The sequence below is a fragment of the Streptomyces sp. NPDC003635 genome, from assembly GCF_053587635.1.
In genome coordinates, this window is the sequence record NZ_JBSFOK010000003.1 from 1 (window position 1) to 13,741 (window position 13,741).

Below are 13,741 nucleotides of genomic sequence, written 5' to 3' on the forward strand. Positions count from 1 at the left end.
GACGAGATCGGCATGGGCGACAACATCTGGCTCGGCGACCGGGACGCGGTCCGCACCCCGATGCAGTGGACACCGGACCGCAACGCGGGCTTCTCCTCGTGCGACCCGGGCCGCCTCTATCTGCCCACGATCATGGACCCGGTCTACGGCTACCAGGTGACGAACGTCGAGGCCTCGATGTCCTCCCCGTCGTCCCTGCTGCACTGGACCCGGCGGATGATCGAGATCCGCAAGCAGAACCCGGCGTTCGGACTGGGCTCGTACACCGAACTCCAGTCGTCCAACCCGGCGGTGATCGCGTTCCTGCGGGAGTACGAGGACGACCTCGTCCTGTGCGTGCACAACTTCTCGCGGTTCGCGCAGCCCACCGAGCTGGATCTGCGGAGGTTCAACGGGCGGCATCCGGTGGAGCTGTTCGGCGGGGTGCGGTTCCCGGCCATCGGCGAACTGCCGTACTTGCTGACCATGGCGGGACACGGCTTCTACTGGTTCCGGCTCCGTAAGGAGAACGTCTAGAAGCCCGGCGGGGCGGTTTCCTCCGCCCCGCCCGGGGCACGCATCACTCACACCCCGATCCCCCCCGGGGAAAGGACGCGACGTCATGTCGGAAGCCGTCACCCGTACCCTCACTTCCTCTCCGGGTTTCCTGGCGTCCCTGGATCCCCTGTTGCGGGAGTGGCTGCCACGGCAGCGGTGGTTCGCCGGGAAGGGGCGTCCGGTCACCGGGTTCTCCCTGGTCGCCGCCACCGAGCTGCTGCCGGCGGAGAGCAAGCTGGGCCTCTACCACCTGCTGGTCCAAGCCCATCAGTCCCCCCTGCCCGGCGACTGCTACCAGCTCCTCATAGGCGTGCGCGAGGCGCTGCCGCCCCGGCTGGCGCCCGCGCTGATCGGACACGTGGACCGGGGCCCGCTCGCCGGACGCACGGTGTACGAGGCCCTGTACGACCCCCGGCCCGCCGAGGTGCTCCTGGAGGCGTTGCGCACCCAGGCCCGCATCGGCGGGCTGCGCTTCGAACGGGAACCGGACCAGGAGATCCGCCCGGGCCTGGTGCCGCGGGTGATGACCGCCGAGCAGTCCAACTCCTCGATCGTCTACGGCGATACGTTCATCCTGAAGCTGTTGCGCCGGGTCGTGCCGGGCGTCAACCCGGACCTGGAGCTGCCGTTGGCGCTGGCCCGGGAGGGCTGCCCACGGGTACCGGCGCCGACGGCGTGGATCCGCGCCGAGCAGGCCGGGGAGAGCTGGGTCCTCGGTGTGCTCCAGCCGTTCGTGCAGGGCGCGTCGGACGGCTGGGAGCTGGCGCTGCTCGAGCTGGCCAAGGGCGAGGACTTCGCCATGGAGGCGCGGGCGCTCGGGCGGGCCACCGCGGAGGTGCACACCGCCCTGGCCCGCGCGCTGCCCACGGTCACCCTCGGCCACACCCAGCTGGAGCTGATGGTCGACGGCATGCTGGAGCGCCTCGACAGCGCCGAGCAGGCGGTGCCGGCGCTGCGTCCGTACGCGCCCGGGCTGCGGTCCGCCTTCGAGGCGCTGGGCGCCCTCGCGGCCGAGGGCCACACCTGGACCGCCCAGCGGGTGCACGGCGATCTGCATCTCGGCCAGTGTCTGCGCTCGCCCGCGGGCCAGTGGCGGCTGATCGACTTCGAGGGCGAACCGGCCAAACCGCTCGCCGAACGGCGGATGCCGCAGCCCCCGCTGCGGGACATCGCGGGGATGCTGCGCTCCTTCGACTACGCGGCCCACTCGGTCGACCCGCCGATACCCGGGTGGGCCGAGACCTGCCGGGCCGCCTACTGCTCCGGGTACGCCGAGGTCTCCGGCGTCGACCCGCGGACCGACCCGGTGCTGCTGCGGGCGTGCGAGACGGACAAGGCGATATACGAGGTCGTGTACGAGGCCCGGCACCGCCCGGACTGGCTCCCGGTCCCGCTCTCCGCCGTGCGCCGTCTCGCCACCGACGACGGCACCCCCGCTCCCTCCACTCTTACCTCACCCTCGTCCAGGAGGCTCCACCCGTGACTCCCCGCCCCCCGTCCCCCGGTCCGGATCCGCAACAGTCGGCCGAGCAGACGGCCGAGGAGAAGAGCGTCGCGAAGAAGGCGGCCAAGAAGGCCCCCACCCAGAAGGCAGCGAAGAAGGCGGCGGCGAAGAACGCCGTGCCTCAGCAGGCGATAACGAAGAAGGCGGTGGCCAAGAAGGCGGTGGCCAAGGAGGCGGTGGAGAAGAAGGCCGCAGCGAAGAAGACCGCGAAGAAGGCGGTGGCCAAGAAGGCCGCCACCAAGGCGACGGCCGGCAAGACGACCGCCGTGAAGAAGGCCACCGCGAAGAAGACTCCCGCCAAGAAGACGATCGCCGCGCAGAAGACCGCCGAGAAAGCCCCCGCCAAAAAGACAGCCACGAGGAAGACGGCCGCGCAGAAGGCCGTGCGGCCGGTCGTGGCCGAGCCCGCGCCGCCCGCCGTCTCCCCCGCCGTGGCCGCCGACGACCGTGCCCGCCTGCTCGCCGGCACCCATCACGACCCGCACTCCGTGCTCGGCGCGCACCCCGTGCCCGGCGGAGTCGCCTTCCGGGTCTTCCGGCCGTACGCCCGTTCCGTGACCGTCCTCGCCGGGGACCTGCGGGCCGAGCTGCACGACGACGGCGACGGCTTCTTCTCGGGGCTCACGGCGCTCAAGTCCGTGCCGGAGTACCGGATCCTCGTCGCCTACGACGGTTCCGAGCTGCACACCGAGGACCCGTACCGCTTCCTGCCCGCGCTGGGCGACCTGGACCTGCATCTGATCGGCGAGGGCCGGCACGAGCAGCTGTGGACGGCGCTCGGGGCCGAGCCGATGACCCACCAGGGCGTCCCCGGCACCCGGTTCACCGTGTGGGCGCCGAACGCGCGCGGGGTGCGGCTCGCCGGCACCTTCAACTACTGGGACGGCACCGGGTACCCGATGCGGTCGCTGGGCGGAACCGGGGTGTGGGAGCTGTTCGTCCCGGCCATAGGAGAGGGCGAGCTGTACAAGTTCGAGATCACCCGGCCGGACGGCTCGCACACCCTGCGCGCCGACCCGTTGGCCCGCCGTACCGAGGCGCCGCCGAACACCTCGTCGGTCGTGCACGCCTCGCACCACGTGTGGCAGGACGAGGAGTGGCTGGAGCGGCGCGGCCGGGTACCGGCCCACGAGGGACCCTTCTCCGTCTACGAGGTCCATCTGGCCTCCTGGCGACCTGGACTGACGTACCGCCAGCTGGCGGAACAACTCCCCGCCTACGTCAAGGACCTGGGCTTCACACATGTGGAGCTGATGCCGGTCGCCGAGCACCCCTTCGGCGGCTCCTGGGGCTACCAGGTCACCGGCTTCTACGCGCCCACGGCCCGGCTCGGCACGCCGGACGACTTCAAGTACCTGGTGGACGCCCTGCACCAGGCGGGGATCGGCGTGATCATGGACTGGGTGCCGGCCCATTTCCCACGCGACGACTGGGCGCTGGCCGAGTTCGACGGGCGCCCGCTGTACGAGCACGAGGACCCGCTGCGCTCGGCTCATCCCGACTGGGGGACGCTGGAGTTCGACTTCGGGCGCCGGGAGGTGCGCAACTTCCTGGTCGCGAACGCCATTTACTGGTGCGAGGAGTTCCACATCGACGGACTGCGCGTGGACGCGGTCGCCTCGATGCTGTACCTCGACTACTCGCGCGAGCCGGGGCAGTGGGTCCCCAATGAGCACGGCGGCAGGGAGAACCTGGACGCGGTGGCGTTCCTCCAGGAGATGAACGCCACCGTGTACCGGCGGGTGCCCGGTGTGGTGACGATCGCCGAGGAGTCCACGGCCTGGGATGGCGTCACCCGCGCCACCCACCACGCCGGCCCGGGCGGATTCGGCGGTCTCGGCTTCGGCCTGAAGTGGAACATGGGCTGGATGCACGACTCGCTGGGCTACATGTCCCACGAGCCGATCCACCGCAAGCACCACCACCACGAGATGACGTTCTCGATGGTGTACGCCTACAGCGAGAACTACGTGCTGCCGATCTCCCACGACGAGGTCGTGCACGGCAAACGGTCACTGGTGTCGAAGATGCCGGGCGACTGGTGGCAGCAGCGCGCCAACCACCGGGCGTACCTGGGCTACATGTGGGCGCACCCCGGCAAGCAGCTCCTCTTCATGGGCCAGGAGTTCGCGCAGGGCGCGGAGTGGTCGGAGGCGCACGGTCCGGACTGGTGGCTGCTGGACCCGGCGTACGGCGCCGAGCCGGACCACCGGGGGGTGCGCGATCTGGTGCGGGACCTGAACGTCGTCTACCGGGACACCCCCGCGCTGTGGCAGCGGGACACCGACCCGGACGGCTTCCGGTGGGTCGTGGGGGACGCGGCAGACGACAACGTCCTCGCGTTCCTGCGGTACGACACGGAGGGCGTCCCGCTGCTGTCGGTGTCCAACTTCGCGCCGGTGGTACGGCAGGACTACCGCCTGGGCGTGCCCGAGGACGTACCGGCCTGGCACGAGACCCTCAACACGGACGGGGCGCGGTACGGCGGCAGCGACGTCACCAACCCCGACCCGATCAAGCCGGAGCCCCAGGGCCGGCACGGCCGGGCGACCAGCATCCGCCTGACCCTGCCGCCCCTGGCGACCGTGTGGCTGCGCCCCGCCTAGCCGAGGCCTGAGGGCAGCGGGCCCGTGTGCAGTACGCCCAGCCTCTGCGTCGCCCGGGTCAGGGCGACGTAGAGGTCGCTGGTGCCGTAGCGGCCCGGCTCCACGACCAGGACCGAGTCGAACTCCAGGCCCTTCGCCTGGCGGGGGTCCAGCAGGACGACCGCCCGGGTGAGGTCCGGTTCCGCGCCCGCCGTCACGCCGTCCAGCCGGGCGGCGATGCGCCGGTGCAGGTCGCGGGGGGCGATGACCGCCAGCCGCCCCTCCGTCGGGGTGAGTTCGCCGACCGCCCCGGCCACCGCGCCGGGCAGGTCGTCGGTCGCGCGGATCCACGGCCGTACGCCTGTCGAACGCACCGAGCTCGGCGGTTCGAAGTCCGGCTGCTCGGCGCGGACGACCGCCGCCGCCAGCTCCATGATCTCCGCCGGGGTGCGGTAGTTGACGCCGAGGCGCGTGTGCTCCCAGCGGTCCTCCACGTACGGCTCGAGGATGTCGGCCCAGGAGCCGACGCCCGCCGCCTCGGCGGTCTGGGCCGGGTCGCCGACCAGGGTCATCGAACGGGTCGGGCTGCGTCGCATGAGCAGGCGCCAGGCCATCGGCGACAGCTCCTGCGCCTCGTCGACGATGATGTGCCCGAACGCCCAGGTGCGATCGGCCGCCGCGCGCTCGGCGGCGCTGCGGTGGTCGTCCTCCTCCTGCCGCTCGGCGAACCGCTCGGCGTCGATGATGTCGTGCGCGGACAGGATCTCGCTGTCCTCGTCCTCCTTGTCGTCGAACTCGTACGTCCGCGAGGCGTACGACACGTCCAGCACGCCCTGCGCGTACGCGACCTGCGTCTCCCGCTCGCGCTCGGCCCGCCGCCGCGCCACCCGGTCGTCGTCGCCGAGGAGTTCGGCCGCCTCGTCGAGCAGCGGTACGTCCGCCACCGTCCAGGACCGGGTCACCGGCCGGCGAACGGCCGCCGCGTCGGCGTCGTCGAGGTACCCCTCCGGCTCGGCGAGGAAGTCGGCGACCACGCGCTGCGGGGTGAGCAGCGGCCACAACTGGTCGATCGCGGACCAGACCTCGGGGTTCTCGGCCAGTTCGTCGCGGATCTGGGTGATGTCGCTCGGGTCGAGCAGGTTGGAACCGTCGTAGGGGTCGGTGCCGATGCGCTCGGCGACCATGTCGGTGAGGGTGTTGAGGATGTGGCCCTCGAAGTGCTCGCGGGCCGAGTTGTGCGGAAGCTCGGCCGCCCGGGTGCGCTCGCGGGCGACGCTCACCAGACCGTCGTCGAGCATCAGGATCTCCCGGTCGTGCTCGATCGCGATCACCGGATCGGGCAGCGCCTGCCGGTCGCGCACGACGGCGGCGAGCACCTCCGCCATGTCCGCGCGGCCCTTCACGGCGGCCGCCTCCGGGGTGTCCGTCGCCGTCGCCCGAACGCCCGGGAACAGCTCGCCGACGGTCGCCAGCAGCACGCCCGTCTCGCCGAGCGAGGGCAGCACCTCGCCGATGTAGCCCAGGAAGGCGGGGTTGGGGCCGACGATCAGGACGGCCCGCCGGGCGAGGAGTTCCCGGTGCTCGTAGAGGAGGTAGGCGGCCCGGTGCAGGGCCACCGCGGTCTTGCCGGTGCCGGGGCCGCCCTCGACGACCAGGACTCCGCGGTGCGGGGCGCGGATGATCTCGTCCTGTTCGGCCTGGATGGTCCGCACGATGTCGCCCATCCGGCCGGTGCGGGCGGAGTTGAGCGCCGCGAGCAGCACGGCGTCGCCGCTCGGATCCTCGTGGCCGGTGCGTTCCCGGTCCCCGAGGTCGAGGATCTCGTCGTGCAGCGCCGTCACGGTACGGCCGCTGGTGCTGATGTGCCGACGCCGGCGCAGACCCATCGGGGTGTGCCCGGTGGCCAGGTAGAAGGGGCGGGCGACATCGGCGCGCCAGTCGATGAGGATCGGGGTGCGCGCGGCGTCCTCGGTGCGCAGTCCGATCCGGCCGATGTGGTGGACGACGCCGGAGGCGAGGTCGATCCGGCCGAAGCAGAGCGAGCCGTCCACCGCGTTCAGAGCGGCGAGCAGGCCCGAGCGCTCGGCGACGAGGATGTCCCGCTCCAGGCGGGCCTGCATGGGCGTGTTGCCCTGGGCGAGCGCGTCCGCGACGGAGGTCTCGGTGTCACCGCGCAGCACGTCGACGCGCGCGTACAGGCCGTCGATGAATTTCTGCTCGCGGCGCATTTCATCGTCCGGAAATTCGCTGTTTGACAATTCCACTCCCGCCCGGATATACTGCGCTTACTCAGCTTCTTCGCGATGCAATTCTCTTGAAGTCGCGAATCATTGAATATACGCAGAGAAATCCCCCGAGCGCAATTGCTCGGGGGATTTCTTTGCTGCCGGCGCTCAGAGCACCTCCGCGAGCTCCTCCAGCAGCCGCCGCTTGGGCCGGGCCCCGACCATCGCCTTCACCGGTTCTCCCGCGCGGAAGACCATGAAGGTCGGCATCGACAGCACCTTGTAGGCGTTCGTCGTCTCGGGGTTGGTGTCCACATCCAGCTGGACCACCTTCAGCCGCTCCCCCTCCTCCGCCGCCAGCGCGCTCAGCACCGGCCCCATCTGCCGGCACGGCGGACACCAGTCGGCGGTGAACTCCACCAGCACCGGCAGTTCCGCGTCGATCACCTCCGCCGCGAAGTCCGCGTCCGTCACCTCGGCCACACCCGCTGCCCTGATCATTGGCCGACCCCTCCCATCTCGCACAACGGCTCGTCCGTCTCGTCCAGCGCGGCGAGCCGCACCCCGATCCGCGCCCGTACGGCCTGCAGCTCGCCGATCAGCGCGTCGAGCTCGTCCAGCTTGCGCCGGTAGACCGCGAGCGAGGCCGGGCACTCGTCGCCCTCGGGATGACCGGCCCGCAGACACTCCACGAACGGCCTGGTCTCCTCCAGGTCGAACCCGAAGTCCTGGAGCGTCCTGATCTGCCGAAGCAGCTTCAGATCGCTCTCGTCGTAGGTCCGGTAGCCGTTGCCGGTGCGCCGTGCGGGCAACAGGCCCCGGGACTCGTAGTACCGAAGCGCCCGGGTCGTCGTCCCGGCGCGCTCGGCCAGCTCGCCGATTCGCATGCGTACGAACGTAAGCCTTCACCCCGACGTCAAGGCAACAGCGGTTTGTGGGCCACGGGCGAGGTGAGCACGATCGACGTCGTCGTCCGGCCGAGCGCGGAGACCTCTTCGAGGACCTCCTCCAGATGGACGGTGTCCCGCACGGCGACCTTGAGGATCCAGCAGTCCTCGCCGACCACGTGGTGCACCTCGGTGATCTCGGGGCGCTCGACGAGCTCCAGGGTCCTCGGGTGCTTCAGGTTGTAGCCGCCGTGCGGATTGACCCGGATGAAGGCCTGGATGCCGTAGCCGAGCCGGGCGGGGACGACCCTGGCGCCGTATCCGCCGATCACCCCCGCCGACTCCAGTCGGCGCACCCGCTCGGTGACCGCCGCCGGGCTCAGCCGCACCCGGCGGCCCAGCTCACTGAGCTTGATCCGGCCGTCCGTCTGGAGGAGACCGAGGATCTGCCGGTCGAGCGCGTCGAAGGCCACTGAGGTTTCCTCGGCGATGGCGCGTGGGCGCCGTGGTTCTTTTGCCGGGACCGCCTGAACTCCCATGGTTCCCCCTTCAGTACCTGGTAGCACGCGAAGAGAATTATGGTCATGGAAAAGGCACGAGAGGTACTGGTCATCGGCGGCAACCGCTATTTCGGCAAGCGGCTGATCCGGCGGCTGCTGGCGGCCGGTGACCACGTCACGGTCCTCAATCGCGGTTCCGCACCACCACCCACCGACGCTGTTCATCTGATCGCCGACCGCGACGACGAGGAGTCCCTGCGCGAGGCGCTCGGTTCCCGCACCTTCGACGTCGTCGTCGACCAGGTCTGCTACACCCCGCGCCAAGCGGCCCTCGCACGGCGGGTGTTCGCCGGCCGCGCCAGGCGCTATGTGATGACGTCGACGGTGGAGGTGTACGAGTACCAGGACTCCCCCGCCCCCGTCGTGGAGTCGGCCGTCGACCCGCACTCGGTCGCCGTCGACCACGAACTCCCCTGGGACGAGACGGAGTTCCTGGAGCGTCACTACGGCGAGGGCAAGCGCCAGGCGGAGGCGGTCCTGGCCGCCGACCCCGACTTCCCTTTCGTGGCCGTACGGGTCGCCCATGTGCTGGGCGGGGACGACGACTTCACCGGACGGCTCGTCCACTACGCCGACCGGATCCGCTCCGGCACCCCGATCGCCGTGCCGGTGGTGAACCGGCCCGCCACCTACATCCACGTCGAGGAGATCGCCGACTTCCTCTTCTGGGCGGCGGGCGAGGAGTTCACCGGACCGGTCAACGCGGCCTCCCACGGCCTGGTGGGCACGGAGGAACTGTGCGAGGCGGTGGCCGCGCACCTGACCGGGGGCCGGGTGGTGCTGCGGGGCGTGGAGGTCGGCGAGGTCTCGCCCCTGTCGTTCGCCCGCTCCTACGGCATGGACAACTCCCGTGCCACCGGGCTCGGTTTCACCTTCGGCGACGTACGGCAGTGGCTGCCGAAGGCGGTCGCCGAGACCCTCGGAAAGGGCGACTGACATGCGGTACCGCACCCTTGGCGGCCTGCGTGTGAGCGCGATCGGGCTCGGCGCGATGCCGCTGTCCATCGAGGGCCGGCCCGACGAGGCACGGGCCATGGCCACCGTGCACGCGGCGCTCGACGCGGGAGTGACCCTGCTGGACACTGCGGACTCCTACCACCGCCCGGGCGAGGCCTTGGGCCACAACGAACTGCTGGTCGCCCGCGCGCTCGCCGCCTACGGCGGCGACACGGGCGAGGTGCTGGTGGCCACCAAGGGCGGCAGAGGCCGCTCGGCCGACGGCGGCTGGACGGTGAACGGCGACCCCGGGTGGCTGAAGTCGGCCGCGGAGGCGTCCCTGAAGCGGCTGGGGGTGGAGGCGATCGGCCTCTACCAGCTCCACAAGCCCGATCCGGCGGTCCCCTTCGAGGAGTCGGTGGGCGCGCTGAGCGAGCTGCTCGACGAGGGGAAGATCCGGCTGGCCGGAATCTCCAACACGGACGCCGGCCGGATCGGGGTGGCCCGCGAGATCCTCGGCGACCGGCTGGTCTCGGTGCAGAACCGGTACTCGCCCGCGGTGCGGGACAGCGAGGCGGAGCTGAGGCTGTGCGCGGAACTGGGTCTGGGCTTCCTGCCGTGGAGCCCGCTGGGCGGTGTCTCGCGCAGCTCGCTGGACGGGCCGTCGCGGACCGAGGCCGACGACGGCCCCCTGAGCGCGTTCCACGCGGTGGCGCGGGAGCGGGGGGTGAGCCCTCAACAGGTCTGCCTCGCCTGGCTGCTGGGACTGTCGCCGACGGTGGTCCCGATCCCCGGGGCGAGCCGTCCGGAGACGATCCGGGACTCGGCGGGGGCGGCGGACCTGGACTTGAGCGCCGAGGAGCGGGGGCGGCTGGACGACGCCGTCAGGAGCCGGTGAGGGCGGCTGGACGACGGCGTCAGGAGCCGGTGAGGGCGGCTGGACGACGCCGTCAGGAGCCGGTGAGGGATCGGGTCTCGGCGGCGTAGAGCTCGGCGGGGTCGAAGCCCATGCCGTGGAAGTGTCCGGCGAGTTCGAGGGAGAGCACGCCGTGAATGCGGGTCCAGAAGGTGAGGGCGCGGTGGAGGGCGGGGGCCGGGGCGGGATGGTCACCGGCCCAGGAGCGGTGCTCGGCGAGGTGCGCGTGCAGGGCGTCCTCTGTAATCTCCTCGGCCGCGCTGGCATCGAGGATCACGGCCATGATCTCGGAGGCGATCAGGGTGGTGTCGGGGGGCGCCTGATAGCCCGGGACGGGGGTGCCGTAGAGGAGGAAGTACCGGTGCGGGTCGTCCAGGGCCCAGCGACGCATGGTCCCCGCGAGCTCGGTGAGGCTCGGGCCGGACTTGGCGGCGGCCTGGAAGTGGTCGGCGAGGCTGCGGTAGGCGTCCTTGATCAGCTCGGTGATCAGCTCGTCGCGGTTGGCGAAGTACCGGTAGAGGGCGGGGCCGCTCATGCCCATCTGCTTGGCGATGGCGTTCAGCGAGAGCGCGGAGGCCCCGGCCCCGGCGATCTGCTCCCAGGCCCGGCTCTTGATCTCGTCCCGCACCTGGGCGCGGTAGCGCTCGCGAGGAGTCTTGGGATCGGAATCGGGCACGAGCGCCTCCTGACCGGTCGGGATATAGCATCAAGGTTTAGCTAGAGGCTATCACCAACAGGTAGACGGCGGACTGCGCCCGCAGGGAAGGGGAGCAAGGGCGCGGAACTTCCGCGGCTGCTACTCGGCCGGGGTCCCGCGGCCCGTGAGCCGCATCAGCAGTACGGCGATCGGGGCCCGGAGCTCCTCTCCCTCACCTCGGGTCCACTCGATGTCGGTCGCCACCAGGCGGGCCTTCGGCAGGGGCCAGGGGCGGAGCGGGAAGCGCATCGTCCAGACCCGGTCCGCCGCGTCCCGGGCCGCCGGCGGAGGCATCGCGCGGGTACGGCCCAGCGCCAGCGCGATGTCCTGACCGTGGACCAGGATGTCCAGCAGCGGCTCCCGGGGAGTCGTCGTGGGAGCCAGCCGGCGGGAGCCGACGACGCCGCGGAGGTTGGACACGATCTCCGCGACCGGCCGATCCGCCTCGCGCACCGCCGTGTCATGGATCAGCCGGTCCATGTTCCCCCGCGCCCGCACCCAGTCCCGCACCAGATCGCCGTACGAGAAGCGCGGCGCCAGCGTCAGATGGGCCGCCACATCCCGGACCCGCCAGTCGCCGCACGCCGTCCGCGTCTCCCACTCCGCCGGGGTCAGCCCCTCCAGCAGGTCGGCCAGACCGGCCCGTTCCGCGTCGACGATCCGCCAGCGCTCATCCGTCCCCAGCACCACACCCACGGGAATCACCGCCCACTCAAGTGGTAAGCTTCTCTGACCAAATTAGTCAGAGACTCTGACCACTGTCAATCGAACAAGTGAGGAGGGACCGCCGGTGGCCGTCGAGAGCGAGCTCAACACCGGCGTGCTGCTCTTCCTCCCCTACCGCGCCTTGGAGAACCGCGTCTTCGCCGCCCTCGCCGAGGCCGGTTTCGACGACTTCACCCCCGCCCAGGCCCGGGTCATGCAGCGCATCGGCCCCGACGGCACCCGGCTCACCGAACTGGCCGAGCAGGCCCAGATCACCAAGCAGACGGCCGGCTTCCTGGTCGACCAGTTGGAGAAGGCGGGTTACGTACGGCGGATCCCGGACCCGACCGACAAGCGGGCCCGGCTGGTGTGCGGCGCGGAGAAGGCCTGGGCCGCCAAGGCGGTGGCCGACGCCGTGGTCGCCGAGGTGGAACGGGAGTGGGAGGAGCACCTCGGCAAGCGCCGTATGCAGCAGATGCGCGAGGCGCTGGCACTGCTCCGGGAGATCACCGATCCGTGGGCGTGAAACGCGACCGCGATCCTGTGCACGCGACTGCGATCCTGTGCACGCGACCGTGATTCTGTGCAGGCGACCGCGCGAACGCGGAAAAGCCCGAGCGGTCAGGCCAATGGGGGGAGTGCCTGACCGCTCGGGTGTTCTCTCGGGGCGGCGGGCCCGGAAGGGCCCGCGGGGCTACGCCTTCGCCAGTTCCTTCTCGCCGCCCTGCTCCGGAACCTCCGCCGGAACCTCGTCCCCGTCGTCCAGCAGCGTCTTCTCGTCGAACGGGAGCTGACCGGCCAGCACCTGGTCCACCCGCCCGCGGTCGATCTCCTTGGTCCAGGTGCCGATCAGCACCGTCGCCACCGCGTTGCCCGCGAAGTTCGTCAGGGCCCGCGCCTCGCTCATGAAGCGGTCGATGCCGACGACGAGACCGATGCCGTCCACCAGCGCCGGCTTGTGCGACTGAAGACCGCCGGCCAGCGTCGCCAGACCCGCACCGGTCACACCCGCCGCGCCCTTCGAGGCCACCAGCAGGAACAGCAGCAGCGGAATCTGCTCACCGATGGACATCGGCGTCCCCATGGCGTCCGCGATGAACAGCGAGGCCATGGTCATGTAGATCATCGTGCCGTCGAGGTTGAAGGAGTAGCCGGTCGGGACGGTGATGCCGACCACCGGCTTGCTGACACCGAGGTGCTCCATCTTCGCGATGAGCCGCGGCAGCGCGGACTCGGACGACGACGTCGACAGGATCAGCAGGAACTCACGGCCCAGGTACTTGAAGAGGGAGAGGATGTTCAGGCCCGCGACCACCCGCAGCAGCGCGCCGAGCACCAGGAAGACGAACAGCACGCACGTGACGTAGAAGCCCAGCATCAGGACCGCGAGGCTCTTCAGCGCGTCCAGACCCGCGGAACCGGTGACGGCGGCGATGGCGCCGAAGGCACCGATCGGCGCGGCCCACATGACCATCGCGAGGATACGGAAGACCAGCCGCTGGATGTGCTCCACACCGCGCAGGATCGGCTGTCCCGCCGAGCCCATGGCCTGGAGCGCGAAACCGGCGAGCAGCGCGACGAGCAGGGTCTGCAGGACCTCGCCCTCGGTGAAGGCGGAGACGATCGTGGTGGGGATGATGCCGAGCAGGAACTCGGTGGTGTCCTTGGCCTCGGCGTCGACCTGCGCGTGCCCGGCCTCCTTGACCGCGTCGGTCACCGCGAGGCTGGAGCCCGGGTCGAGGATGTTGCCGACGACCAGGCCGATCCCGAGGGCGACCAGCGACATGACCAGGAAGTAGACCAGGGCGATACCGCCGACGGCACCGACCTTGGCGGCCTTGCGTACCGAGCCGATGCCCAGCACGATCGTGCAGAAGATGATCGGCGAGATCATCATCTTGATCAGGTTCACGAAGCCGGTCCCGATCGGCTTCAGCTCGACCGCGAAGTCGGGCGCGGCCAGACCGACGGCGATGCCGAGGGCGACCGCGACGATCACCGCGATGTAGAGATAGTGCGTGCGGTCCCTTTTGGCTGCGGGTGCCGTTACGGGGGTACTGGCGGCCACGGCTGCCCTCCTTGACGTCTTCGTCGGCATCACCGGCGTGCGGCTCACGTCCGGGGGTTTTGAGGAATGCCGTGACTATCTCCCGCCCTGTGAGGGCGGTCACGCTTCCGTTCATTTAGTT

Annotated in this window: 13 protein-coding genes; 6 read left to right on the plus strand and 7 right to left on the minus strand. The window is 70.8% G+C overall.

All coding sequences use genetic code 11. The annotated features are described in order from the left end of the window. The 3 genes from ACWDRW_RS03720 to glgB all read left to right on the plus strand — a co-directional run. Positions 1 to 516, plus strand: a 516-nt coding sequence (locus ACWDRW_RS03720) for an alpha-glucosidase C-terminal domain-containing protein (RefSeq protein WP_451719586.1), incomplete at its 5' end; no start/stop codon positions are given. Between the two features lie 85 nt (positions 517 to 601). Beyond that, positions 602 to 2,020, plus strand: coding sequence for a maltokinase N-terminal cap-like domain-containing protein (locus ACWDRW_RS03725; protein ID WP_451719589.1), 1,419 nt, complete (start codon positions 602 to 604; stop codon positions 2,018 to 2,020). Beyond that, entirely contained in the window at positions 2,017 to 4,647 is a 2,631-nt protein-coding gene (gene glgB, locus ACWDRW_RS03730; RefSeq protein ID WP_451719591.1) for a 1,4-alpha-glucan branching enzyme, read from the plus strand. Before ACWDRW_RS03725 ends, glgB begins: the two co-directional genes overlap by 4 nt. Here the strand turns inward: glgB and ACWDRW_RS03735 are convergent. From ACWDRW_RS03735 to ACWDRW_RS03750, 4 genes are all read right to left on the minus strand, one after another. Beyond that, a complete protein-coding gene (locus ACWDRW_RS03735) occupies positions 4,644 to 6,854 on the minus strand; it encodes a HelD family protein (protein WP_451719593.1) in 2,211 nt (736 codons plus the stop codon). The genes glgB and ACWDRW_RS03735 overlap by 4 nt on opposite strands. A gap of 165 nt (positions 6,855 to 7,019) precedes the next feature. Beyond that, positions 7,020 to 7,334 carry a thioredoxin family protein gene (locus tag ACWDRW_RS03740; protein WP_451720344.1) on the minus strand — a complete coding sequence of 105 codons (315 nt, stop codon included), beginning with the start codon at positions 7,332 to 7,334 and terminating at the stop codon, positions 7,020 to 7,022. A 14-nt stretch (positions 7,335 to 7,348) separates the two neighbouring features. Further along, positions 7,349 to 7,738, minus strand: a complete 390-nt coding sequence (locus tag ACWDRW_RS03745) for a MerR family transcriptional regulator (protein ID WP_451719596.1) — start codon at positions 7,736 to 7,738, stop codon at positions 7,349 to 7,351. A gap of 29 nt (positions 7,739 to 7,767) precedes the next feature. Further along, on the minus strand, positions 7,768 to 8,211 hold the full coding sequence (locus ACWDRW_RS03750) for an Lrp/AsnC family transcriptional regulator (RefSeq protein WP_451719599.1): 444 nt from the start codon (positions 8,209 to 8,211) through the stop codon (positions 7,768 to 7,770). Between the two features lie 111 nt (positions 8,212 to 8,322). On the opposite strand from ACWDRW_RS03750, the gene ACWDRW_RS03755 reads away from it, so the two are divergent. Together ACWDRW_RS03755 and ACWDRW_RS03760 are read left to right on the plus strand one after the other, a co-directional pair. Further along, complete coding sequence (locus tag ACWDRW_RS03755; RefSeq protein WP_451719602.1) at positions 8,323 to 9,234, plus strand: NAD-dependent epimerase/dehydratase family protein; 912 nt, start codon at positions 8,323 to 8,325, stop codon at positions 9,232 to 9,234. A gap of 1 nt (position 9,235) precedes the next feature. Next, positions 9,236 to 10,132 carry an aldo/keto reductase gene (locus tag ACWDRW_RS03760; protein ID WP_451719605.1) on the plus strand — a complete coding sequence of 299 codons (897 nt, stop codon included), beginning with the start codon at positions 9,236 to 9,238 and terminating at the stop codon, positions 10,130 to 10,132. A gap of 52 nt (positions 10,133 to 10,184) precedes the next feature. On the opposite strand, the gene ACWDRW_RS03765 is transcribed toward ACWDRW_RS03760, so the two are convergent. Continuing rightward, positions 10,185 to 10,826 (minus strand): TetR/AcrR family transcriptional regulator, encoded by a 642-nt coding sequence (locus ACWDRW_RS03765; protein WP_451719608.1) that lies wholly within the window; start codon positions 10,824 to 10,826, stop codon positions 10,185 to 10,187. Between the two features lie 120 nt (positions 10,827 to 10,946). Continuing rightward, positions 10,947 to 11,534: a maleylpyruvate isomerase family mycothiol-dependent enzyme gene (locus ACWDRW_RS03770; protein ID WP_451719610.1), complete on the minus strand. Its 588-nt coding sequence runs from the start codon at positions 11,532 to 11,534 to the stop codon at positions 10,947 to 10,949. Positions 11,535 to 11,637: 103 nt separating this feature from the next. Here ACWDRW_RS03770 and ACWDRW_RS03775 point away from each other — a divergent pair, with 103 nt between their 5' ends. After that, entirely contained in the window at positions 11,638 to 12,078 is a 441-nt protein-coding gene (locus ACWDRW_RS03775; RefSeq protein ID WP_451719613.1) for a MarR family winged helix-turn-helix transcriptional regulator, read from the plus strand. A gap of 168 nt (positions 12,079 to 12,246) precedes the next feature. Here the strand turns inward: ACWDRW_RS03775 and ACWDRW_RS03780 are convergent, their stop codons facing one another. Then, positions 12,247 to 13,650, minus strand: coding sequence for a cation:dicarboxylate symporter family transporter (locus ACWDRW_RS03780; protein ID WP_451720347.1), 1,404 nt, complete (start codon positions 13,648 to 13,650; stop codon positions 12,247 to 12,249). Positions 13,651 to 13,741: the final 91 nt, after the last annotated feature.

What these genes read in the sequence shown, in the direction of transcription:
- ACWDRW_RS03735 (WP_451719593.1), bottom strand. Translation starts at nt 6,854, where the DNA reads ATGCGCCGCGAGCAGAAATTCATCGACGGCCTGTACGCGCGCGTCGAC.
- ACWDRW_RS03745 (WP_451719596.1), bottom strand. Translation starts at nt 7,738, where the DNA reads ATGCGAATCGGCGAGCTGGCCGAGCGCGCCGGGACGACGACCCGGGCG.
- ACWDRW_RS03780 (WP_451720347.1), bottom strand. Translation starts at nt 13,650, where the DNA reads ATGCCGACGAAGACGTCAAGGAGGGCAGCCGTGGCCGCCAGTACCCCC.
- ACWDRW_RS03755 (WP_451719602.1), top strand. Translation starts at nt 8,323, where the DNA reads ATGGAAAAGGCACGAGAGGTACTGGTCATCGGCGGCAACCGCTATTTC.
- ACWDRW_RS03725 (WP_451719589.1), top strand. Translation starts at nt 602, where the DNA reads ATGTCGGAAGCCGTCACCCGTACCCTCACTTCCTCTCCGGGTTTCCTG.
- ACWDRW_RS03760 (WP_451719605.1), top strand. Translation starts at nt 9,236, where the DNA reads ATGCGGTACCGCACCCTTGGCGGCCTGCGTGTGAGCGCGATCGGGCTC.